This is a genomic window from Brevibacterium litoralis (assembly GCF_040212315.1).
GTDB lineage: Bacteria > Actinomycetota > Actinomycetes > Actinomycetales > Brevibacteriaceae > Brevibacterium > Brevibacterium litoralis.
Genome location: NZ_JBDIUY010000010.1, coordinates 105,083 through 127,267 on the forward strand (window position 1 = coordinate 105,083; position 22,185 = coordinate 127,267).

Genomic DNA, 22,185 nt, shown 5'->3' on the forward strand with positions numbered 1-22,185 from the left:
TTAAGAATTCACCTGGCGGGCCCGAAGGGGTGCACCCGCCGGTTCCCCACCCGCCGCGTGCTCCTCACCCGCGGAGCACACCCCAGGCGGCGGTGCGCAGGGCCTGCCGCAGACGGTCGTCGGCCAGGCCGCTGCGGTGCAGGCGCGCCGACTGCACCGCACCGATGGCGGCGTGCACGAGGACGTGGGCGGTCGCCTCGTCGACGTCACGGCGGAGTTCACGCAGCAGACGGGTCCACTCGGAGATGTACTTCCGCTGTTTCGTGCGCAGGCGCCGCCGGTCCTCGGGCGGCACGTTCTTGTTCTCGACGTAGTAGACCTGGGCGATCTCGCGGGTGTCGACGACGAAGGAGATCTGTCCGGTCACCAGGCGTTCGAGTGCCGCGGTGAGGGCCGCCTCGGAGTCCGGTTCGGACTCCGGGAGATCGGCGAGGAGGCGGTCGATGGCCGTCTCGAAGAGTGCGGTGAGGATCGCGGGCTTGCCGGGGAAGTGGCGGTACACACCGGAGCCGACGATGCCCGCCGCGGCCCCGATGTCCGCCAGCGACACGGAGTTGAACCCGTGCCGGGCGAATAGCGAGACCGCGGCGGTGAGGATCTTCTGCTTCCGCTCGGGGTCACGCACCCGGGTGGGCGGAGCGGAGGGAGGTGAAGGGCACATCGGTCACGAGCCTAGTCGGCCCACGGACACGTGGACGTCACACCCCGGGCCCGGAGTAATGGTCCTTGAAGTCGTCGCGGATGACGTTCTTCTGGACCTTGCCCGTCGAGGTCCGGGGCATCTCGTCGAGGAGGATGATGTCCTTGGGGACCTTGAAGCCGTCCAGGAGCTCCTTCGACTTCTGGCGCAGCGCCTCCGGATCGATGGTGGTGCCCTCCTTGGCGGTGACGACGGCGGTGATCGCCTCCGACCAGCGGTCGTGCGGCAGACCGACGACGACCACCTCTCCGACGTTCGGGTCCGCGGCGTAGATCGCCTTCTCCACCTCGATCGAGGCGACGTTCTCACCGCCGGACTTGATGACGTCCTTGGTGCGGTGTCCTTGGTGCGGTCCTCGAACCACAGGACCCCGTCCTCGCCGTACCGGCCGACGTCCCCGGAGTGGAACCAGCCGTGGGCGAAGGCCTCGGCGGTCGCCTCCGGGTTCTTCAGGTACTCGGTGAGCGCGTGCGGGCCCCGGTAGACGATCTCGCCCTGCTCCCCGCGGGCCAGGAGATTGCCCTCGGTGTCCATGATCGCGACCTGGACGTTCGGCACCGCCGTGCCCGTCGCGCCGTTGCGCGAGCGCTGGTGCTCGGGGCGCAGGAACGTGGTCGTCGGGCTCATCCCCGTCTGGCCGAAGACCAGGTAGAAGTCGCAACCGAACACGTCGAGGCACTGCAGCAGCTGCTGTTCGGGCATCGGGGCCATCGCGTAGAAGGCCGTCCGCAGGGTCGACAGGTCGGTCTCGCCGATCCGCGGGTGGTCCAGGAGCTCGCGGTACATCATCGGCAGCGCGAAGATCTGGGTGATGCGTTCGGACTCGATGTCGTGGAGCATCCGGTCGGCGTCGAACCCGCGGTGGACGTGGATGGAGGCACCGGCGGTCACCGCGGCGGTGCAGAACACGTTGAGCTGCGCGGTGTGGAACATGGGCATGAGTGCGAGCGTCCGGTCGGACGAGTCGAGCTTGCACTCCGGGCGCTCGACATCGACTCCAGGTAGATCGCGGTGTGGTTGCCCACCACACCCTTGGGCGCCGAGGTGGTGCCCGAGGTGTGGAGGTAGGTGAGGGCGTCGCGGTCGTCGATGATGACGAGCGGTTCCGAGGTGTCCGTGCTCGCCAGTCCGTCGAAGGTCCGCACACTGCGCTCGGCACCGTGGTGTTCCCGGGCGGTGTCGGCCGACTCGCCGGACTGCGGCCCGGTGATGACGACGACGTCCTTGACGTCCGGGCAGGCGTCGACCGCCTGACAGTACTGGTCGGCCAGGTCCGCCTCGTAGATGATGCCCTTCGCCTCGGAGTGGGTGAGCACGTGGACGACCTCCCCGGACTTCCAGCCGAGGTTGAGCGGGACGGCGATGATGCCGGTCTTCGCACAGGCGTAATAGGTGATGAAGTACTCCGCGCAGTTCGCGGTGCCCACCGCGAGCGCGTCGCCGCGGCCGTAGCCGAGGTCCGTGAGTCCGTGCGCCACCTGGTTCACACGGGCGTTGAACTCCGTGTAGGACAGGCGCAGGTCGCCGTCGACGAGCGCCTCCTTGGGGCCGTGGCGGTCGGCGGCGCGGGTGAGCGTGTCACCGACGTTGATGCGGTGGATGAGGTTGTCGTGCAGGTCCGCGGTGAAGTGCGGGGCGTCGAGGCCGGGGGTGTGGAACGCAGCGGCGGGGTGTCGGGGTTCGGGCGGTGTCGGACTTCAGCAGCGGCGGGGTGCCGGGGTTCGGGCGGCGTCGGACACAGCGCGGCTCAGTAGGACTTGGGCAGACCGAGCGAGTGGGTGCCGACGTAGTTGAGGATCATCTCCCGGTTGATCGGGGCGATCCGCAGCAGACGGGCCATGCTCCAGTAGGGGAACAGGTTGTACTCGGTGGCCAGGCCGTTGCCGCCGTGCATCTGGACGGTGTTGTCGATGGCGTGGAGGGCGGCCTCGGCGGCGGCGTACTTGGCCATGTTGCTCGCCTCGCCGGCGGGTTCCCCGGCGCTGTGCAGGCTCGCGGCCTTCTGGGTCATGAGGGCGGCGAGCTCGATCTCGATCTTGGCGGCCGCGAGCGGGTGGGCGACACCCTGGTGGGCACCGATCGGCTGCCCCCACACGTTGCGCTCGTTGCCGTAGCGGGAGGCCTGGTCGAGGGCGAACCGGCCCACGCCCACGCAGATCGCCGCGCCGGTGATGCGCTCGGGGTTGAGGCCGGTGAAGACCTGCTTGAGTCCGTTGCCCTCGGCGCCGATGAGCGCGGAGGAGGGCACGCGGACCTCGTCGAAGTGGAGGGTGTACTGCCACTCGGGCAGGGCGATGTCCATCTCGATCTTCGTCCGCTCCAGGCCCGGGGCGTCGGTCGGCACGAGGAACAGGGACAGCTGGGCCTTGCCCGTCGCCTCGTCGACGCCGGTGCGGGTGACGACGAGGAGGGTGCTCGCCTCGTCCATGCCGGAGATGAAGGTCTTGGACCCGGAGATCAGCCAGTCGTCGCCGTCCTTGCGGGCGGTCGTGGCGATCTTGTGCGAGTTGGAGCCGGCGTCGGGCTCGGTGATGGCGAAGACGACCTTGTCGGTGCCCGCGGCCATGGGCGGCAGGTAGGTCTGCTTCTGCTCGTCGGTGCCGTGGGCGGCGAGGACCTCGGCGGAGATGGCCGAGGAGACGAGGGTGAGCAGCAGCGGGGTGCCGGCGGCGGCCGACTCCTCACAGACGAGGGCCAGTTCCTCCATGCCGGCACCGCCCCCGCCGTACTCCTCGGGGATGTTGATGCCGATGAAGCCGTACTGACCGAGTGCGCGCCAGACCTCTTCGGTGGCCTCGCGGTTCTTCGCCTTCTCGGCGTAGTACTCCGGTCCGTACTCGGCGCAGATGCCGCGCACGGCCTCGCGGAGGGCGACGTGTTCCTCGGGTGTGGTGAAGTCCATGATCAGTCCTCAGGTGTCGGGGCCGCGCCTGTGCGGCCTGTGCGTCGGACCGCGCCGGTGCGGTCCGTGCGGTCGCATCGGTGCGACCTCGGTGCTGTGAACTCTGTGGGGCGGTGAGCGCTGTGGAGGGTGGTGCGGGCGGCGGCCGGGCGGTGGTCGGACGTGAGAGGGGGCGGCCCGAACGGTCGTAGTGATTTCGCATTCACTACGATCGTCCTGAACCGCCCCCGTGTCAAGGAATCAGTGAAATCAGATTCACTAAGTCTTGATGGCCGCCGGTTTCCGAGGACCCGACGTCCCGGGTACCCCGGGCGGGCCCCGGACACCTCAGTCCCAGGTCCGCCGGTCGTCGAGCACCCCGGCGTCGTCCGGCAGGGCGTCGACCGCCCGGACGTCGACCCGGAACCGCAGCGAGGACCGGACCTGTTCGGCCAGGCCGTCCGGATCCGCCTGGCCCACGTACTCGAGGACGACGGTGTCCTTGTGGTCGGCGCGGTCGATCACGAACCGGAAGGCGTCCACCCCCGCGGTGCCCGCGAGCGCGGCGTGGGCCTGCCGCGGGTGCAGGAACATCCCGCGGACCTTGATCGCCTGCCCGGTCCGGCCGAGCACCCCGGCCAGACGGGCTCGCCCGTCCTCCCCGGTGACCGGCGTACCGGAGTCGTCGACCACCCAGGCGGAGAGGTCCCCGGTCCCGAACCGGACGATCGGGCCGTGCTCCCGCAGGACGCTCACGACCACCTCGCCCTGCGTGCCGTCACGCACGGGAACGCCGGTGAGCGGGTCGCACACCTCGACGTCGATCCCGGTGCCCAGTCGCATGCCCGGCCCGGTTCCGTCCTCGAAGGCGATGGTGCCGACCTCGGCGGTGCCGTAGGCCATCCGCACCGTCGCCACGTGCTCCTCCAGGGCCTCCCGGAGTGAGGGTGGCAAGGGTTCGGCGGTCACGAGCGCGTACTCGACGGGGAAGGTCCCCGCTCCCGAGGCGTCCTGCCCCTCGGACTCGACGAACCGGTCGATGAGCGCCTTGAGGTAGCTCGGCAGACCGATGTACCCGCGGACCCCGAGGTCGCCGATGGCCCGGACCTGGAGGTCCTGGTTGCCGATCCCGCCGGGCAGGACGGTGGCCCCGGCGGCGGTGATCGCCTCGTCGAACATGGCGCCCGCCGGCGACAGGTGGTACCCGAAGCAGTTGAGCACCACGTCGCCGCCCTGGACCCCGAGGTCCCGGAGCACCTCGGCCCAGCGCCACGGGTCGGGACCCGGCGGCTGGATCTCGTAGAGCGGTCCCGGTGACTGGAAGACCCGGGGGGCGGGGCCCGCCCCGGTGGTGAGGAGGGCCGCCGTGTCGACGGGCGTGCCGACCAGGTCGTCCTTCCCCATCACCGGGAGGGCGTCGAGGTCGCGGACCCCGGTGACACCCTGCGGGTCGATCCCGACGGTGGCGAAGCGTTCACGCAGCCGGGTGTCCCGGTCCGCGGCCGCGGTGAGAAGTTCTCCCGTGTTCGGAAGGGTGGCGTCCATGGTCGTCCCTCACATCCAGCGCTTGCGGCGCTTGTAGTGCTTGACGTCGCGGTAGCTCTTCTTCTCGTCGCCGCCGGACATGCCGAGGTAGAACTCCTTGACGTCCGGGTTCTCCGCCAGCTCCTTGGCAGGTCCCTCCATCACGATGCGTCCCTGCTCCATGATGTAGCCGTGGTGGGCGGCACCGAGCGCCAGAGAAGCGTTCTGCTCGATGACGAGCACCGTGAGTCCGGTCTCCTCGTTGAGGCGGGCGATCGTCTCGAAGATCTCCTTGACGAGCAGCGGCGCGAGTCCCAGCGAGGGCTCGTCGAGCATGAGCAGCTTGGGCCGGGCCATGAGCGCCCGCCCGATCGCGAGCATCTGCTGCTCGCCACCGGAGAGGAAGCCCGCGATCCGCCCGCGCATGTCCGCGAGCTTGGGAAAGAACTCGTAGACGAAGTCGAGCTGTTCCTTCGTGTTCTTCTGCGTGTACGCGCCGGTCTGCAGGTTCTCCGCGATCGTGAGGTGCGGGAAGACGTGACGGCCCTCCATGCACAGGCTCATGCCGCGGCGCACCCGCTCCGGCGGGTCGAGGTGGGTGATGTCCTCGCCCGCGAAGGTGATGGAGCCGCTCGTCACCTCCCCGTCCTCGCTGGGCAGCAGTCCGTTGACGGCCTTGAGCGTCGTCGACTTGCCGGCGCCGTTGGAGCCGAGCAGGGCCACGACCTTGCCCTCGGGGACCGCCAGGGACATGCCGCGCAGGACGAGCACGACGTCGTCGTAGACGACCTCGACGTTGTTGATGCTCAGCAGTTCGCTGCCCGCCGAGGCGCCCGCCGCTCCCGGCGTGACCTGGGTGTCGACACTCATGCGGGGCTCACCCCGGACTCGATCTCGACCATCGTGCCGTCCTCGACGACGTAGATGCCCGAGGCGGTCGCACCGCGGTGGGAGTCGGCGGAGAACTCGATCTCGCCGGTGCCGACGACACCGCCGGTGTCGATCGGTCCCATGGTCTCCAGGGTCTCGCGGATGGCGGCACCGGTGAGGTCACCGCCGCCCTCCAGCGTCGCCTCGATGCCGGAGACCATGGCGTCCATCGTGAACCAGCCCTGGACGTAGCTCACGACCGTCGATTCCGGGTCGCCGCCGTTCTCCTCGAGGTACGAGACGATGTCCGCGTGGCCGGGCTTGTCCGCGCTCAGCGGCGCGACCGGCTGGATCATCTTGTGGTCCTCGGCGGCGTCCCCGGCGTTCGTGATGAACAGTTCGGACGAGCACCAGTTGAGGCACACGATCGTCTGCCCGGTGTTCTGCCCCTGGATGTCACGGGCCAGCTGGGCGGCCGGGCCGGCGACGTTCTGCACGATGATGTGGTCGGCGTCCGAGACCTGGCTGAGCAGGCCGGTGAAGCTCGTGGTGCCGGACGGGATCGCGTGGGCGGTGTAGTCCAGGTCGTAGCCCTTCTCCTCGACCCAGGCCTCACCGTCGGCCACGGGTGCCGTACCGAAGGGGCTGTCGTGGTGGAGGACCGCCACGGACTCCCCGCCCTCGGCGGCGATGTGGTCGAGAGCGACGCGCATCTGGTCGGAGTAGGTGGGTGCGACGAGGAAGTTGTAGGGCGACTGCTCCGGGTCGGCCAGGATCTCCGCGAAGGACCCGGACATGAAGGGCAGTTCGTCGTTCGCGACGCTGCCGGTGAGCGCCTCGGTGTCGCCGGTGCCCCAGCCGAGGATCGCGACGGCCCCCTCGGAGACGTACTGCTTGTACAGCTCCTCGGCCTGCGGGACCTCGTAGGCGTAGTCGTTGATCATCGCGTTGATCTGCATGTCGGCGACACCGCCGTTGGCGTTGCGCCACTCGACGTAGGCGGCGACCCCCTCGGAGAAGGGGGCCCCCACGTCGGCGGTGGCGCCGGACTGGTCGGCGATCACGCCGATCGTGATCTCGTCGCTGCTGCCGGCGCCGTCCGGCCCACCACAGGCGGTGAGGACGAGACCGAGGGTGGCGGCGGCCGCCAGGTACTTGGTGGTCTTCATGATGCGCATGCCGTTCTCCTTCGAACGTGTGCCCCGGATGGTCGGGGGCGGTTTCTTGCGGTGGGTGTGTGGGGTCCCCGCCGACCGGGTGGGGCCGGCGGGGACGGGGGAACTCAGTACTTGAACGGCCAGAAGCCGAACCAGTCCTTGACGCGTTCCCAGATGCGGTTGAGGCCGCGGGGTTCGACGATGAGGAAGACGATGACCGTGAGGCCGAACACGAGGTTCTGGAAGGCCGCGGTCTGGTCCCGGACGATCGGGATGAACCCGCCGAGCACCCCGGCGATCCAGCGGACGACGATCGGCAGGTACGTCATGAAGAACGCGCCGTAGATGGAACCGGCCACGGACCCCAGACCACCGACGATGATCATCGCGAGGTAGAGGATCGAGACGTCGATGGTGAACTTCTCCCACGACACGATCTCCGTGTAATGGGCCAGCAGCGCACCGGCCAGGCCGACGAACCCGTTGGAGACACCGAAGGCGGTGAGCTTGGCGCGGGTGAGGTTCACGCCCATCGCCGAGGCGGCGATGTCCTGGTCACGGACGGCCATGAAGGAGCGGCCGACGCCGGTGCGGAACAGGTTCGTGGCGACGAAGGCGGCGAGGATCGTGAGGATCAACAGGATGAGGTACCACTGTTGCTCGAACCAGATCCGGTCGATCTGCAGACCGAACAGGCTCAGGCGGTCGACGTTGAGGAAGCCGTGACCCTCGGTGAGCCAGGCCCACCGGCGGATGACCACGACGATGATCATCTGCGCGGCGAGGGTGGCGATCGCCAGGTAGAGACCCTTGAGGCGGAGCGCCGGCAGTCCGAAGAAGATGCCGACCGCGGCGGTGAGGAAGATCGCGCCGATGATCGAGATCGGGGCCGGCAGTCCCAGTCGGTCGGTGAGGATCGCCGAGGTGAAGGCACCGACGGCCAGGAAGGCGCCCTGACCCAGTGAGATCTGTCCGGTGAAACCGACGAGGACGTTGAGGCCGATCGCGCCGATCGAGGCGATGAGCGCCGTGTTGATCAGCGACATCCCGTAGTTGTTGAGCATGAACGGGGCAGCGATCGCGAGGACCGCCAGGAGCACCATCCGGACCTTCGCCGGGGTGGTGGTCCACAGTCTCAGTTCGGAGGAGTAGGACCGGTGGTAGCGGCCTGTCTGTACTGCGTTGGACATGTCAGACCCTTTCGATCCGCTTCTCGCCGAAGATGCCGTAGGGGCGGAAGAGAAGGATGAGCACGAGGACGAGGTACGGCATGACCTCCGCCAGACCCGGATCGATGTATCCGGAGGTGAACTGGACGACGAGCCCGATCACGAGGCCACCGATGATGGTGCCCGGCACGGAGTCGAGACCGCCGAGGATGACGACGGGGAACACGAGCAGACCGAAGGTCGCCAGCTCCGTCGACACCGAGGTGACGTCCGCGAGCAGGACACCGGCGACGAGCGCGCTCACCGCGGCGAGCGACCAGGCCATCGCGAAGATGCGGCGCACGGAGATGCCGACCGTCATGGCGGCCTGCTGGTCGTCGGCCACCGCACGCATCGCGATGCCGTGCTTGGACTTCTGGAAGAACACGGTGAGGGCCACGAGGACGATCGCGGCGACCGCGAGCGCCCACATTCGGTTGGCCGGGATGTTCGCACCGGCGATCGCGACGTTGCCGGCGGGGAAGACCGCGGGCATGTTGCGCGGTGCGGTGCCGAAGAACATCTGGACGATCGAGGAGAGCACCCAGGACAGGCCGATCGTCACCATGATGATCGAGATGTGACTCTGGCCGATCATCGGGCGCAGGACGAACCGTTCGACGATCACACCCATGACGATCGCCACGAGCACGCCGCCGAGGACGGCGACCACCATGGGCAGCCGGAACACGACGAACACGGCGTAGAAGGTGTAGGCGCCGATGAGCAGGAACTCGCCCTGGGCGAAGTTCACGACGCCGGTGGCCTTGTAGATGAGGACGAAGCCGAGGGCGGCGAGTGCGAGGATCGCACCCTCGGAGAGTCCGTAGATCAGCAGTGTGAGAAAGATGCTCATGGGCGTCCGCTCCAGACCTTGCGACGGCTCGCCGTCCCGTCCGCGGGCAGCGGCGTGACGGGCAGGATCCTCAGGGGGATGGTCCGATCCACGGAGGTCCCGTCCTGGTAGGTGATTCGTGATTCGAGGTCGACGCTCCCGGCACCGGCGGCCACCGCCTCGACGAGGGTGGCGTAGCGCTCGCCGACGACGTTGCGGCGCACCTTGCGGGTCCGTGTGATCTCGTCGTCGTCGGGGTCGAACTGCTTGTGGAGGAGGACGAACCGGGCGACGCGGATGCTCTCCTCCAGGCCCTCGTTGGCCTGCGCGAGCTCCCGGCCCACGAGTTCCTGCACCTCGGGCTTCGAGGCGAGGTCCTGGTAGGTCGTGTACGCCAGCCGGGTGTGCTCGGCCCAGGCGCCGGTGGTCTGCGGGTCGATCGTGATGATCGCCGACAGTCCGTGGGAATCGGCCGGGTCGTCGCTGCCGGTGAGGCTGGCGCCGGCGAAGACGACCGCCTCCTCGATGTAGGGCGAGAACTTCAGCTTGTTCTCGACGAAGGCGTAGGAGTACATGGTGCCGTCGGGGGTCCGCCGGACGTCCTTCATCCGGTCGACGACGACCAGGTGGCCGTCGTCGTCGAGGTACCCGGCGTCACCCGTGTGCAGCCAGCCGTCCTCGGTGAGCGCCTCTGCGGTGGCGTCGGGGCGGTCGACGTAGCCCCGGAAGACGGAAGCCGAGCGCAACTGGATCTCGTCCTTCTCACCGAACCGCAGTTCGGTCTCGGGCAGGGGTTCACCCACGGTGTCGAACTTGACCTCGTCGTTGCGGTGGATGACCGCGATGCCGCAGATCTCGGTCTGCCCGTAGATCTGCTTGAGGTTCACGCCGATGGCGTGGAAGAACCGGAAGACGTCCGGTCCCAGGGGTGCGCCACCCGTGTAGCACCGCTTGATCCGGGTGATCCCCAGTTGTTCACGGATCGGGCGGGTGGCGACGAGATCGGCGAACAGGCCCAGGAACTTCAGTCCCGCCCCGGGTTCCTTCCCGGAGTCGCGCAGGCTGGCGATCCGGTCGGAGATCTCGTAGCCCCAACCGAACAGGGCCCGCTTGAGGGGTCCGGCCTCGTCGATGCGGATCTGCACCTCGGTGAGGAAGGACTCCCAGATCCGGGGTGGGGCGAACATGAGCGAGGGACCGACCTCCCGCATGTCGAACCGCTGGGTGGAGGAGTCCTCCGGGAAGGACACCGTGAAACCGGCGGACAGCCCGCACGCAACGGCGAGCATCTGCTCGCCGATCCACGCGAAGGGCAGGATCGAGACGTACCGGTCCTTGCCGTCGAGCGGGTCGACGGTGCCCAGCCGCTCGGCCATCGACAGGAGGTTGGAATGGGTCAGCTGGGCGAGCTTGGGCGCCGAGGTGGTGCCGGAGGTCGTGCAGATGACGGCGAGGTCGTCGGCGGACCCGGCGGCGATCGACTCCTCGACGGCCCCGGGGAACTCCTTCTCCCGGGTGCGGCCGAGCGCCTCGACCTCGGTGAAGTCCAGCAGCATCGGGTCGTCGTAGGACTCCAGACCCTGCGGGTCGTAGTAGACGATGTGCTCGACGAGGAAGGCCTCCCCGCGTTCCTCGTGTTCCTTCCGCAGGGTGAGCAGTTTGTCGACCTGCTCCTGGTCCTCGGCGACGACCACGCGGGTCCCCCCGCTGCGCAGGACGTGCATGATCTCCTCACCGATGGCGGTGGGGTACACGCCGACGACCGCGGCGCCGAGCGCCTGGGTGGCGAGTTCGGAGATCAGCCATTCCGGTCGGTTGTCGCCGAGCACGGCCACGAGATCGCCGCGCTTGATCCCCAGGTGCGTGAGGCCCTGGGCGAAGTCGGTGACCCGGTCGTGGTAGACGGACCAGGTGATGGTCTGCCAGATCCCGTAGCGCTTCTCCTGCATGGCGACCCCCTGTGGGGTCTCGCGGGCGCGCCGGGCGAGGATCTGGGGCATGGTGCCGGTGTCGATGGTCATGATCACTCCCCGGTGCCCAGGTAGGCGTCGATGACGGCTTGGTTCTCCATGACCTCGGCCGGGGTGCCGTCACCGATGACCTTGCCGAAGTCGAGGACGGTGACGTGGTCCGAGAGGTCCATGACGACATTCATGTCGTGTTCGATGAGGACGACGGTGACCTCGCCGAGTTCGTGCACGTCGAGGACGTAGCGGGCCATGTCCTCCTTCTCCTCCGCATTCATGCCGGCCATCGGCTCGTCGAGCAGCAGGAGCGCCGGTTGCATGGCCAGCGCCCGACCGAGCTCCACGCGCTTCTGGATGCCGTAGGCGAGCGAGCCGACCGGCTTCTTGCGGTACTCCTGGAGACCGAGCAGGTCGATGATCTCCTCGACGCGTTCGCGGTTGGCGATCTCCTGCTTCTTGGCCGGCCCGAACCACAGCATCGCGAGGAAGGGATCCTTGAGGAGGTGACCGTGGCGGCCGAGCATCATGTTGTCGAGCACGCTCAGGTGCTCGAACAGCTCGATGTTCTGGAAGCTGCGGGCCACCCCGAGCTTGGCGATCCGGTGCGGCGGCAGCTTCGTGAGGACCTTGCTCGTGACCGGACGGTCGTGGACCGAGGCCATGAGCTCCTTGCGTTCGGCCGCCGAGAGCTTGGCGACCTCCCGGCTCTCCAGGCCCTCGGTGTGCCGCAGCGTGACGCTCCCGCTCGTCGGCTTGTACAGGCCCGAGACACAGTTGAGCAGGGAGGACTTGCCGGCGCCGTTGGGGCCGATGACCGCGTGGATGGTGCCGGACCGGACCGTGAAGTTCACGTGGTCGAGGGCGGTGACGCCACCGAACTTCAGGGTGAGGTCCCGGACCTCCAACAGGGGTTCTCCGGGTGGGAGCGTGCTCCCACTGAGCGAATAGCGGTATGCGCGAGTCCGCATGCCTTCTCCTCGTCCACGGTGGTGCGGCCACCGCCCTTCCGCGTCCTTGCGGTCGGTCGGCGCCCGGGCCACCGGTCGAATTCGTGTCACCCCGGAGGGCGACGGACATCTTTGTCGTTAGCCAACATAGGTTTTCACTATGCGAAAGGCAATACCGATGTGAGAGACTTCGTTCAGATTTCACTCAGCGAGACCACATCGTGACGGACGATTATGATGCCGACACGGACGTGGCGGGACACCGGAGGTGCACCATGCCGGAAGCCGGCACCAGTCGAGGAGGAGGCCTGGGCACGATCCGCAATGCGGTCCGTCTCCTCGACCTCCTGGCCACCGGGCCCGCGTGGCACGCGCTCACGGACCTCGCCACCCGCTCGGAGATGTCCGTCCCGACCGTCCACCGTCTCCTCCGCTCCCTCGTCCTGGCCGGGTACGCCGTCCAGGACCCGGCCACGAGCCGGTACGGGCTCGGCCCCCAGTTCACGCGCCTGTCCTCCCACTACCTCTCCCGTCACCCCGTGCTCGCCGCGCTCGCACCCTTCGCCGTCCCCCTGCGGGACCAGGTGGCCGCGACGGTGTCCGTGTACGAACTCGTCGGCGCCGAAGTGGTCTGCATCGACCAGGTCGACGCCGGTGACCGCGGGGCGTTCCGAGCCGCGAGCCCGCGGGCCCACAACCCGCTCCTGTCCGCGCCGGGCCGGCTTCTCCTCGCGCGCGCCTGCAAGGAGGACTGGGAGGCCGCCCGGACGGCGCTCGCCACCGAGGACCCCGCGCTGGCCGAGGAGGTCGCCGGGTACCGGACCGAGTGGGCGGGTGCGGACTCGGTGCGTGTCGATGCCCCCGATGCCCTGCGCTCCGCCCAGGTCGCGGTCCCGGTCCAGGCCTCCGACGGGCGTGCGGTGGCAGCACTGGCGGCGGATCTGCCCGCCGGGGTCACCGACGACCGGGTGACGGCGATCGCCGGGGCCATGCACCGGACCGCCCTCACCGTGAAGGGAGGACTGCATGTCTGACCACACCCTCGACGCCCTGTCCGCCGCCGCCCGGGAGTACGTGGCCGACTGGGCGCCCGCCGTCGATCTGCTCGACTGGGAGACCCCTCCGCGTGCCCTGTGGGAGGACGGGCCGGCGGACGGCCCCGAGGACGGGACCTGGTTGCCCGGCGGGCGCCTCGACCCGCTGTGGAACCTGCTGGGCCGGCACCTGCCGCACCGGGGTGAACGACTGGCGCTCGTGTGGGAGGGCGAACCGGGCGACCGGCGCTCGCTCACCTACCGGGAACTGGCCGAGGAGGTCGAGAGGGCACTCCACCTGCTCGTCGACACCGGGGTGGGGCCCGGGGACACCGTGGCCGTCCACGCCGGCTGGTTGCCGGAGACCGTGGCGGTGCACCTCGCCTGCCTGGCCCGGGGTGCCGTCGTCACGACGATCCCCGTGTCCCTCCCGGTCGACGCGCTCGTCGAACGCCTGCGTCAGGTCTCCCCGCGGCTCGTCGTCACCCAGGACGGCGCGTGGCGGCGGGGTTCCGTGCTCCCGCTCAAGGCCCGCGTCGACGACGCGCTCGGTTCGCTCGGCAGCGTCGAACACACACTCGTCGTGCGCCGGACCGGGATGGACATCCCGTGGTTCGAGGGTGACGTCTGGTACCACGAGGGCGCGGGCAACCCCCGGCCCCGCGGGAACGGTGGTGCGCACGCGGACGGCGGGGACGTGGCCCACGGGCAGGGCGCCTCGACGGCGCGGTCCGTGGGGGAGACCGCCTATGCGATGTACCTGGCCAGCGAGGGTGCGGAGCCCCTGAGCACCTGGCACACCTGGGCGAACGTCCTGTTGCCGGTGGCCGCCTTCGCGCAGTCCCTCGACCCGGAGGGGATCGTGTGGTGCGCCGGGGACATGTCCTGGGCGGCCTCCACGTGGAACGGGCTGCTCGGCCCGCTGCTGATGGGCGGTCGCGCGGTGATCTTCGAGGGCACGCTCGACGTGCCGGACCGGCGCCGGACCTGGGACGTGCTCGCGCGGCACGACGTCACGACCCTCATCACCTCGCCCTCGGTCCTGCGCACGGTCCGGTCCTGGCAGCCGGACGTCGCGGAGGTCCGCGAACTCCTGGCGCCCCTGCCGCTCAAGCACGTCGTCACCGCCGGCGAGGCGGTCGAGGACGACCTGTACGACTGGCTGCACGCGGTCTTCGCCGACCGCGGCGTCGAGGTCGTCGACGCCTGGGGACAGGTGCCTCTCACCGGGATCGTCACGGTGCCCGCCGGGCGGGAAGGTCTGCCCCGGACCGCCTCGGCCGTCGTGGACGACCAGGGCGGGTCGGTGGCCCGCGGGGCGACCGGGGAGATGGTCCTCGGGCTGCCCGTCCCCGGCTACGTCCCGGACGTCCGCGGCGCCGAGGCGGACCGGGTCCGCCGCATGCAGGCGCGGTTCGGGACCGCGCGGTACGGTACCGGCGACCTCGTGACGGTGGCGGCCGGTTCCCGTCCCCGGTACCTGGGGCGGACCGGAGCGGTCGTCTCCGTGTCCGGGCACCTGGTGAGTCTGCCCGCGGTCCGACGGGCGATCCTCGACCACCCCTGGGTCGAGGCGGCCGAGGTGGTCCCGCACCGGGACACCGAGGTGGGCGTACGCCTGGTCGCCTTCGTGTGCGCCGGGCGGCGGGACAACGACTACAGCGAGGCGGCCCAAGGGGTCGGGCGGGTGTCGGCCGGAGCGGTCGGGACCGTGTCCGCCGCGCACCGGGAGATGGCCGCGGACCTCGGCGGTCTGGTCCGCGACATCCTCGGCGGGCTGGCCCGGCCGCACCTGTGGGTGTTCGTCGACCGGCTGCCCGCGGGCTCCCACCGGTACCTGGAGGAACTGGTGGCCGGGTGGGACCTGTCCGCCGAGGACTCGGGGACGGACGAGGTCCGGGTGCACAGCTTCCCGACCGGGGACTGAAACCGACGGGGGCCGGCCGTCCGGAGCATGAACCGGACGGCCGGCCCCCGTCGAGTGGGCGGCGTGAAGGTCAGCGGCGGATCAGGCCGTGGCCCTTACCCGGGTGGGTGTCGTCCTTGACGACGCCCCAGCCCTTGCCGTTGCCGTTGTCATGACCCTTGCCGTTGCCCTTGCCGGGGTGCGTCGGCTCCTCGCCGGGCTCCGTGGGCTCCGGGCTCGGTTCCTCGCCGAGTCCCCGGTCGAGGCCGACGATCAGCGGGTCGTGGTCGGAGGAGCGGAAGGGCGTCGTGTCGTAGAGGTCGAGCACGTTGCCGTTGTAGCGGCTGTACTCCAGGCCGATCGACTCGACGGAGTTGATGTTCCAGATGTCGGCCCCGGTGAGGTCCTCGACGAGCGAGGGCGAGGCGAGCACGTGGTCGAGCGAGCCGGTCCGACCGCCGTAGAGGTACGTGTCCTCCTCGGTGTACTCCGCGCCGATGTTCACGTAGCCGGCCTCGTAGAAGACCTGCATCGGGTCCTCCTGCGTGTAGGCGTTGAAGTCGCCGAGCAGGAAGACGTCCTCGGTGCCGAGTTCCGCCGCGAGGGAGTCGGCGAAGTCGACGAGCGCGTGGGCCTGGCCGACCCGGTCCGCGTTCGAGGCGCCCTGGCCGTCACCGATGTCCTCGTTGCCCTCACCCGAACCCGAGCCCTTCGACTTGAAGTGGTTGACGATCGCCAGGAACTCGGCGTCCTCGACAGGTGCCCCCTCGGCGTCGAGCGGGGCGAACTCCTGGGCCAGCGGCTCGCGGGCGTTGTCGAAGTTCACCTCGTCGTCGAGGATGCGGGACTCGCCGACCGGAGTGACGGCCTCGGCCTGGTAGATGAAGGCCGTGCGGATGACGTCCTCGTCGGCCGGAACGGTGGCGGGGCTGGGCACGAAGGTCCAGAGGTCCTCGCCCGCGGCGGCGTTGAGGGCGTCGACGAGCGTGGAGAGCGCCTCATCGCGGTCCTTGCCGAAGGCCGCCGAGTTCTCGATCTCCTCGAGGCTCAGGACATCGGCGTCGAGACCGTTGATCGCCGCGACGATCTTGTCCTGCTGACGCTGCAGGTTCTCCGCGTCGTAGGCACCGCGGGGTTCGCAGTAGTCGGTCGTCGTCGGGTTGCCCTCACGGTCGGTGTAGTAGTCGCAGTCCGGGAACTCCTCACCGAGGGTGGTGAAGTAGTTGAGGACGTTGAAGCTGGAGACCGCGACGTCGCCGCCGACCTCGGCCGGGGACTGCTCGCGGGTGTTCTCGATCGACACCGGGGACAGGGCGTCCATCGTGTCGCCGGTCAGGTGACCGGTCGGCTGCAGACGCCAGGCGTCGTGGCCGTAGCCCAGAACAGTCGGAGCCGTGAAGGTGACGGGCGCACCCACACGCACCGGTTCGGTGGGCGAGAGGTAGGGCAGCGGCACGTCCTTCTGCGAGCGGGTGTAGTCGGTGGTCGACCCGTCGTCGAGGACGAAGGAACGTTCCTGGTTCTCGGCCTCCAGCGTCTCGGCGTCGGGGCCGGGACGGTGGACGTCGGTGGCCTGCTTGAGGGTCTCGGTGCCGTGGACCAGGCCGATCTCGCCGTAGCGGTTGGTCGAGTAGGTGTCGGTGACGGTGACGTCCCCGGTCGGCTGGATCAGCATGCCCTCGAGGGACTCGCGGGCGGCGTCGCCGGTGGGCAGTTCACCCTCCGTGATCTTGACGGCCTCGACCGGCTCGTCGAGCACGACGGCCCCGCCGTCGCCCACGGTGATCTGGGTCTGGCCGTAGTACTCGGAGGCCGCACCGGTGAGTTCGACGTATTCGCCGATCTCCACCTCGTCGACGGTGGAGGAGGAGTAGACGAAGATGCCGTGGCTGGGGGTGCCGGGCTCGGGCACCTCGCCGCCGGTGCCGGGGGTCTGGACGAAGTAGCCGCTCAGCCCGCCGGTCGGGTAGGTGGCGGTGACGACTCCGTGGGTGGTGACGACCTGACCGTCGTAGGGGGTCTCGTCGCCGGGGCCCTGGATGTCGGCGATCGCGATCGGCTCACCCGGTGCGGTGGTCGGCTCGTCCGTCGGCTCCGGCGTGGGCTCGGTGGGTTCCGGCTCCGGCTCGGTGTCCGCCGTGTCCGGGCGGGTGAACGGTTCACCGGTGCCGGTGGCGGGGAGTTCGCCCGGGGAGGTCTCGCCTGCGACCCAGGAGCCCTCGGTCAGCGCGATCGACTGCCCGGAGGGTGCCGTGGCGCCGGTCGGGACGGCCTCGACGCCGTCGAGGGCCTCCGGGGTGTTGACGTTCGCCGAGGCCGTGACCCCGGCCCCGTCGACGACCCCGCCGACCTGCGGGAAGTCGAGGACCGTGCCGTCGGTGTCGAGGACGAAGGCGGAGGAACCGTAGGAACCCTCGGCCCGGGAACCGGTGTTCACGGAGTTCGTGATCGGCAGGTCGACGACGAACACACCGGATTCGTCGACGACGGAGCCTGCCGGGAGGGTGAGGGCGTGCTCGGACGAGTACACGTTGCCACCGCGGGTCACGGTGCCCACGGTGTAGCCACTGAGATCGGTGCCGGCCGGGGCGACGATCTCGACGAAGTCGGTCTCGTTGCCGCCCGCGTAGGCGATCTCGGACAGGTAGGGGTCGGTCGTGGGGGTCGTCTGGGCCAGGGCCGGTGCGAGACCGAGGGAACCGGCGGTGAGGCCGAGGGCCAGGGCCGCGGGCAGCACCAGGCGGTACCGGCGGGGCGTGTGGGTGGGTGCGCTTCCGTGCACGGGGGACTCCGATGTCGTCGGGGACGTCTGGGCCGCTGCCCTTCACCGGACCCAGGGGTCGGGTTCGGTGATCGGGCACGAACGACAACGGAGTCTAGGTGACTGTGACGCTCCGTACATGACACCTACATGAATTCCTCAGGAAGGGCCGCACTGCGGGTTCGTGTGGGTGGGCGTCACGCGCGTCAGGTGGGGATGCCGCGTCCCTTGAACTCGATCTCGACGAAGGCGAAGTCGCTGTCGGTGTCGTTGCGGACGTCGTGGGCGCTGCCGGCGCTCCGGGTGTAGGAGGCACCGAGCTCGATCGGGTTGTCGAAGACCTCGTCCGCGGTCTCGATCGTCATCGTCCCGGGGACGGTGGGCACGACGACGTAGTCCCATTCGTGCACGTGGAAGGTGGTGTGGGTCCCGGGCGTGAAGTACCACTCGGTGACCCGGGTGAAATCGGTGTCGAGCTGGACGGTGGCGCGGGCGGGGGTGTGCTCTGTCGTGTGCGAGTCAGCCATGGGCACAGACTAGGACCCCGCCGTGTCGAGGAGGTGACACGACGGGGTCCTGTTCCGGTGGCGTCGGGCTCGGCGGTGGGGTGCCGGGGCCCGGGCGGCGTCCAGTTCAGCGGGCCATGAAGGTCTCGCGGAGGCGGCCGAAGTCGCTGCTCGGGTTGCCGAAGCGGTGCATGGTCATGGAGACGGCCTGCTCCTGGACGAAGTAGCGCTGTTCGACACGACCGGAGACCGTCACCGGGTCGGTCACGAGGGCGACCTCGGGGCGCGGTGCGATCGCGGCGACCAGACCCTCGTCGACCGTGCCGACCATGCGGACGCGGGCGCCGACGGTGTCGTCGTAGGCCCCGTCCACCAGACGCTCGGTGAACTTCTCGGCGGTCTCCGTGACGACCTCGGACTCCGCCACCCCGGCGGTACGGGCCGCCGCGTGCACGGCCGAGACCAGGGCGGAGGGCGCCTCGGCGGCGAGTGAGAACCGCAGGGGAGCACCGACGGTGGCGGCGGCGTGGGCCGTGCGCTCGACGTGGGCGCCCACCGCGTCGGCGGTGACCCGGACGGTGACCGGGCGCGGGCGGTAGCGGAAGGCGTTCATCTCCGCGGCGAGGCCGGAGGGGTCGTGGACGATGCCGAACTCCGACTCCCAGGCTCGGGCGTCGGACTCGCGGGCGGCGTCCAGCCAGGTGGCGGCGTCCGCGGGGTTGCCCGCGACGTCGAGACCTGTCCGGTCGGCCCAGGTGCCGAAGAGCATGAGGTAGTTGGGGCCACCGGCCTTCGACCCGAGCCCGACGGAGGACTGCTTCCAGCCGCCGAAGGGCTGCCGGCGCACGATCGCACCGGTGATCCCGCGGTTGACGTAGATGTTGCCCGCTTGCACGCGGTCGATCCACGTCTCGACCTCCTGCGGGTCGAGGGAGTGGATGCCGCCGGTGAGACCGAAGTCGACGGCGTTCTGCAGCTCGATGGCCTCGTCGAGGTCGGCGGCGTGCATGAGGCCGAGGACCGGACCGAACACCTCGGTGAGGTGGAAGAACGAACCGGGCTTCACGCCGACCTTGATGCCCGGGCTCCACAGACGCCCGGAGTCGTCCAGCTGCTTCGGCTCCAGCAGCCACTCCTCACCCTCGTCGAGGGTGGTGAGCGCACGCTCCAGCTTGTCCGAGGGCAGCTCGGTGAGCGGGCTCATCTCCGCCCGCGGGTTCGTCGGCCAGTCGACGATCATCGAGGACGCGGCGTCGACGATCTGCTTGCGGTACCGCTCGGAGTCGTGGACGGAGCCGACGAGGATGCCGAGCGAGGCCGCCGAGCACTTCTGGCCTGCGTGCCCGAAGGCCGAGTACACGAGGTCGGCGACCGCGAGGTCACGGTCGGCGGCCGGGGTGATGACCAGGGCGTTCTTGCCGGAGGTCTCCGCGTTCACCTGGAGGTCGGGGTTGAAGCCCTTGAAGAGGGCCGCCGTCTCCGAGGCGCCGGTGAGGACCACACGGTCGACGCCGGGGTGGGAGACGAGCTGCGTGCCGTAGGTGCGCTCGGTCGGGGCGACGAGCTGCAGGACGTCACGCGGGACGCCGGCCTCCCACAGGCAGTCGACGAGCAGCGCGGAGCAGTGCGGCGTCGGCTTCGAGGGCTTGTGCACGACGGAGGCGCCGACAGCCAGCGCCGCGACGGTCGAACCGGTCGGGATCGCCACGGGGAAGTTCCACGGCGGGGTGACGAGGACGAGGGTGTCCGTCTCCAGTTCGGCACCGTCGATCTTCTCCAGGTCGAGGGCCCGGTCGGCGTAGTAGCGGATGAAGTCGATCGCCTCGGAGACCTCGGGATCGGACTGGTCGAGGGTCTTGCCGACCTCGGCGGCCATGGTGGCCAGGAACTCGTCGCGGCGGGCGGCGAAGATCTCCGCGGCGCGCAGCAGGATCTCACCGCGGGCCCGGGCGCCGAGCGCCTTCCACTCCGCGGAAGCCGCACGACCGGTCTCGACGATCCGGTCCACGTGCTCCCCGGACTCCACCGACATGGGCTTCGGCCGGTCGTCGAGCCAGCCGGGCGTCGAGGCGGCCGCGGTGATCTCCCGGGCCCAGGCCTGGTTGGCGGGCAGGGAGATGTCGGTGTCCGGTTCGTTGTCGAAACCGCCGAGTTCCCAGCCACCGGCCCCGTTGTCGAGGGCCCGGCGCACGGCCTTCTCCGTCGTGCGGTCCTGACGGCGGTTGGGTGCCGGCGCGGTCTCGCCGGCACGCTCGACGACGGCGGCGAGGTCGTCCACGGAGGCCCGGAACCGCTCCTCCTCCCGGAGGAACACCTCGTTGCCGTTGGCGAGCTCGAAGATCCCGGACATGAAGTTCTCGCTGGAGGCGTTCTCCTCCAGACGGCGGACCAGGTAGGAGATCGCGACGTCGAACTCGTCGGGGTGGACGGCCGGGACGTAGAGGAGCAGGTCCCCGACGTCCTGGCTGATGGCCGCCTGTTGGTCGGTGGCCATGCCCTGGAGCATCTCGAACTCGACCCGCTGTGTGACACCACGGGCCTTCGACAGTTCGTGGGCGAAGGCGATGTCGAAGAGGTTGTGACCGGCCACGCCGATCCGCAGACCCTCCATCCGCTCCGGGGTGAACAGCCAGTGGAGCACGCGCTTGTAGTTGGCGTCCGAGGCCTGCTTGGACTCGCAGGTCGTCATGTCCCATCCGGCGATCTCGGAGTGCACCCGTTCCATCGACAGGTTCGCGCCCTTGACGAGGCGGACCTTGATCCCGGCGCCACCGCCGGCCACGCGGGCGGAGGCGAACTCGGTGAGACGCTGCATGGCACCGAGGGCGTCCGGCAGGTAGGCCTGGAGCACGATGCCGGCCTCGAGGTCTCGCAGTCCGGGCTCGTCGAGCAGACGGGTGAAGACCGCCATCGTGAGCTCGAGGTCGCGGTACTCCTCCATGTCGAGGTTGATGAACTTGGTGCCGGCCGGTGCCGCGGCGGCCTCCAGGTAGAGCGGGCGCAGGCGCTCGACCACGTAGTCGACGGTCTCGTCGAAGGCCCACATGTTGATGCGGGAGGCGACGGAGGAGACCTTGATCGACACGTAGTCGACGTCGTGGCGGGAGACGAGCCGACGGGTCTCCTCCAGGTGGTGGAGGGCCTCCTGCTCGCCGAGGACGGCCTCGCCGAGGAGGTTGATGTTGAGACGGTGGCCGTCGCCGGTGAGCTCCGCGACCGTCCTGCCGAACTGCCGGTCCCGGGCGTCGACGACCATGTGACCGACCATCCCGCGCAGGCGGGCGCGGGCCGCGGGCACGACGACCTGGGGGAGCAGGGGAGCGAGTGCGGAGCCGGCGCGGATCTGTGCGCGGTCGAGGCGCGACATCGTCTCCGGCGCGAGGCGGGCGACCTCGCGCAGTGCCTCGGAGGCGGCGTGGACGTCGTCGGTGCGGATGACGCGATCGACGAAACCGACGGTGAAGTCGAGACCCTGTGGGTCGGACAGCACGGCGGCCAGGCGCTCGGCCGAGGGGTTCGAGTTCGCCTGGGCACCCGTGGAGGCCCGCAGCCACCTGCGCACGGTGCTCACGGCCGCCTCGGTGAGCGGTGCGAGTTCCGCCGCGGTCGCGGTGGCGCCGGTCCGGGTGGGAACGGCGTTCGATGCGGTGATGTCCTGGTCTCCGGCGGAGCCGGTGGGATCGGTGAGCACGGTGTCCTCCTCACGGGTGTCCAACCGGGCGTCACCCCTTCCGGGGGCGCCCTTCGGTACGTCGTCTGTTGGCGGCCGGGAGGTGGCGGTGCGGGCGTTTCAGGACCCTGTCGGCCACCCCTGTTCCGGCGTGTGGGGACAGCGTGGAGGCCATGGCGCGGTTCCGGTAGTCGGGATGGTGCTCCGTGTCGCATATCA

General features: G+C 69.8%; 16 protein-coding genes and 1 pseudogene. 2 read left to right on the forward strand and 15 right to left on the reverse strand.

The window, feature by feature from the left end; translation table 11 throughout:
* Window positions 1–64: 64 nt before the first annotated feature.
* The 12 genes and pseudogenes from AAD496_RS02575 to AAD496_RS02630 all read right to left on the reverse strand — a co-directional run bounded on the left by AAD496_RS02575 (window position 65) and on the right by AAD496_RS02630 (window position 12,110).
* Window positions 65–661: a TetR/AcrR family transcriptional regulator gene (locus tag AAD496_RS02575; protein ID WP_349827071.1), complete on the reverse strand. Its 597-nt coding sequence runs from the start codon at window positions 659–661 to the stop codon at window positions 65–67.
* A 37-nt stretch (window positions 662–698) separates the two neighbouring features.
* Entirely contained in the window at window positions 699–1,064 is a 366-nt protein-coding gene (locus tag AAD496_RS02580) for an AMP-binding enzyme (RefSeq protein WP_349827072.1), read from the reverse strand.
* Between the two features lie 146 nt (window positions 1,065–1,210).
* Window positions 1,211–1,639, reverse strand: a pseudogene (locus AAD496_RS02585) (AMP-binding protein); the annotation flags it as partial.
* On the reverse strand, window positions 1,588–2,316 hold the full coding sequence (locus tag AAD496_RS02590) for an AMP-binding protein (protein ID WP_349827246.1): 729 nt from the start codon (window positions 2,314–2,316) through the stop codon (window positions 1,588–1,590). The pseudogene AAD496_RS02585 and the gene AAD496_RS02590, both read right to left, overlap by 52 nt.
* 131 nt (window positions 2,317–2,447) lie before the next feature.
* Window positions 2,448–3,602 (reverse strand): acyl-CoA dehydrogenase family protein, encoded by a 1,155-nt coding sequence (locus tag AAD496_RS02595; protein ID WP_349827073.1) that lies wholly within the window; start codon window positions 3,600–3,602, stop codon window positions 2,448–2,450.
* 327 nt (window positions 3,603–3,929) lie between these two features.
* Window positions 3,930–5,126 carry a phenylacetate--CoA ligase family protein gene (locus AAD496_RS02600; RefSeq protein WP_349827074.1) on the reverse strand — a complete coding sequence of 399 codons (1,197 nt, stop codon included), beginning with the start codon at window positions 5,124–5,126 and terminating at the stop codon, window positions 3,930–3,932.
* A gap of 9 nt (window positions 5,127–5,135) precedes the next feature.
* On the reverse strand, window positions 5,136–5,975 hold the full coding sequence (locus AAD496_RS02605) for an ABC transporter ATP-binding protein (protein ID WP_349827075.1): 840 nt from the start codon (window positions 5,973–5,975) through the stop codon (window positions 5,136–5,138).
* The gene (locus AAD496_RS02610) at window positions 5,972–7,153 is read right to left on the reverse strand and encodes an ABC transporter substrate-binding protein (RefSeq protein ID WP_349827076.1); all 1,182 of its coding nucleotides are present in this window, start codon (window positions 7,151–7,153) and stop codon (window positions 5,972–5,974) included. Before AAD496_RS02610 ends, AAD496_RS02605 begins: the two co-directional genes overlap by 4 nt.
* Window positions 7,154–7,257: 104 nt before the next feature.
* Window positions 7,258–8,322 (reverse strand): branched-chain amino acid ABC transporter permease, encoded by a 1,065-nt coding sequence (locus AAD496_RS02615; RefSeq protein ID WP_349827077.1) that lies wholly within the window; start codon window positions 8,320–8,322, stop codon window positions 7,258–7,260.
* 1 nt (window position 8,323) lies between these two features.
* Window positions 8,324–9,196 carry a branched-chain amino acid ABC transporter permease gene (locus AAD496_RS02620; RefSeq protein WP_349827078.1) on the reverse strand — a complete coding sequence of 291 codons (873 nt, stop codon included), beginning with the start codon at window positions 9,194–9,196 and terminating at the stop codon, window positions 8,324–8,326.
* Window positions 9,193–11,196, reverse strand: coding sequence for an AMP-binding protein (locus AAD496_RS02625; RefSeq protein WP_349827079.1), 2,004 nt, complete (start codon window positions 11,194–11,196; stop codon window positions 9,193–9,195). The genes AAD496_RS02620 and AAD496_RS02625 overlap by 4 nt, the downstream gene beginning before the upstream one ends.
* Window positions 11,197–11,198: 2 nt before the next feature.
* Window positions 11,199–12,110 carry an ABC transporter ATP-binding protein gene (locus AAD496_RS02630; protein WP_349827080.1) on the reverse strand — a complete coding sequence of 304 codons (912 nt, stop codon included), beginning with the start codon at window positions 12,108–12,110 and terminating at the stop codon, window positions 11,199–11,201.
* Window positions 12,111–12,364: 254 nt separating this feature from the next.
* On the opposite strand from AAD496_RS02630, the gene AAD496_RS02635 reads away from it, so the two are divergent.
* Together AAD496_RS02635 and AAD496_RS02640 are read left to right on the forward strand one after the other, a co-directional pair.
* The gene (locus AAD496_RS02635; RefSeq protein WP_349827081.1) at window positions 12,365–13,123 is read left to right on the forward strand and encodes an IclR family transcriptional regulator; all 759 of its coding nucleotides are present in this window, start codon (window positions 12,365–12,367) and stop codon (window positions 13,121–13,123) included.
* Window positions 13,116–15,050, forward strand: a complete 1,935-nt coding sequence (locus AAD496_RS02640) for an AMP-binding protein (RefSeq protein WP_349827082.1) — start codon at window positions 13,116–13,118, stop codon at window positions 15,048–15,050. Before AAD496_RS02635 ends, AAD496_RS02640 begins: the two co-directional genes overlap by 8 nt.
* A gap of 70 nt (window positions 15,051–15,120) precedes the next feature.
* On the opposite strand, the gene AAD496_RS02645 is transcribed toward AAD496_RS02640, so the two are convergent.
* The 3 genes from AAD496_RS02645 to AAD496_RS02655 form a co-directional block, all read right to left on the reverse strand.
* A complete protein-coding gene (locus AAD496_RS02645) occupies window positions 15,121–17,811 on the reverse strand; it encodes an ExeM/NucH family extracellular endonuclease (protein ID WP_349827083.1) in 2,691 nt (896 codons plus the stop codon).
* Between the two features lie 185 nt (window positions 17,812–17,996).
* Entirely contained in the window at window positions 17,997–18,317 is a 321-nt protein-coding gene (locus tag AAD496_RS02650) for a cupin domain-containing protein (protein ID WP_349827084.1), read from the reverse strand.
* Between the two features lie 106 nt (window positions 18,318–18,423).
* Window positions 18,424–21,948, reverse strand: a complete 3,525-nt coding sequence (locus AAD496_RS02655) for a bifunctional proline dehydrogenase/L-glutamate gamma-semialdehyde dehydrogenase (RefSeq protein WP_433913717.1) — start codon at window positions 21,946–21,948, stop codon at window positions 18,424–18,426.
* Window positions 21,949–22,185 lie beyond the last annotated feature (237 nt).

Excerpts from the sequence above, each read along its gene's own strand:
- AAD496_RS02625 (WP_349827079.1), bottom strand. The coding sequence starts at position 11,196 with ATGACCATCGACACCGGCACCATGCCCCAGATCCTCGCCCGGCGCGCC.
- AAD496_RS02595 (WP_349827073.1), bottom strand. The coding sequence starts at position 3,602 with ATGGACTTCACCACACCCGAGGAACACGTCGCCCTCCGCGAGGCCGTG.
- AAD496_RS02600 (WP_349827074.1), bottom strand. The coding sequence starts at position 5,126 with ATGGACGCCACCCTTCCGAACACGGGAGAACTTCTCACCGCGGCCGCG.
- AAD496_RS02610 (WP_349827076.1), bottom strand. The coding sequence starts at position 7,153 with ATGCGCATCATGAAGACCACCAAGTACCTGGCGGCCGCCGCCACCCTC.
- AAD496_RS02575 (WP_349827071.1), bottom strand. The coding sequence starts at position 661 with ATGTGCCCTTCACCTCCCTCCGCTCCGCCCACCCGGGTGCGTGACCCC.
- AAD496_RS02640 (WP_349827082.1), top strand. The coding sequence starts at position 13,116 with ATGTCTGACCACACCCTCGACGCCCTGTCCGCCGCCGCCCGGGAGTAC.
- AAD496_RS02630 (WP_349827080.1), bottom strand. The coding sequence starts at position 12,110 with ATGCGGACTCGCGCATACCGCTATTCGCTCAGTGGGAGCACGCTCCCA.
- AAD496_RS02615 (WP_349827077.1), bottom strand. The coding sequence starts at position 8,322 with ATGTCCAACGCAGTACAGACAGGCCGCTACCACCGGTCCTACTCCTCC.
- AAD496_RS02635 (WP_349827081.1), top strand. The coding sequence starts at position 12,365 with ATGCCGGAAGCCGGCACCAGTCGAGGAGGAGGCCTGGGCACGATCCGC.
- AAD496_RS02605 (WP_349827075.1), bottom strand. The coding sequence starts at position 5,975 with ATGAGTGTCGACACCCAGGTCACGCCGGGAGCGGCGGGCGCCTCGGCG.
- AAD496_RS02650 (WP_349827084.1), bottom strand. The coding sequence starts at position 18,317 with ATGGCTGACTCGCACACGACAGAGCACACCCCCGCCCGCGCCACCGTC.
- AAD496_RS02620 (WP_349827078.1), bottom strand. The coding sequence starts at position 9,196 with ATGAGCATCTTTCTCACACTGCTGATCTACGGACTCTCCGAGGGTGCG.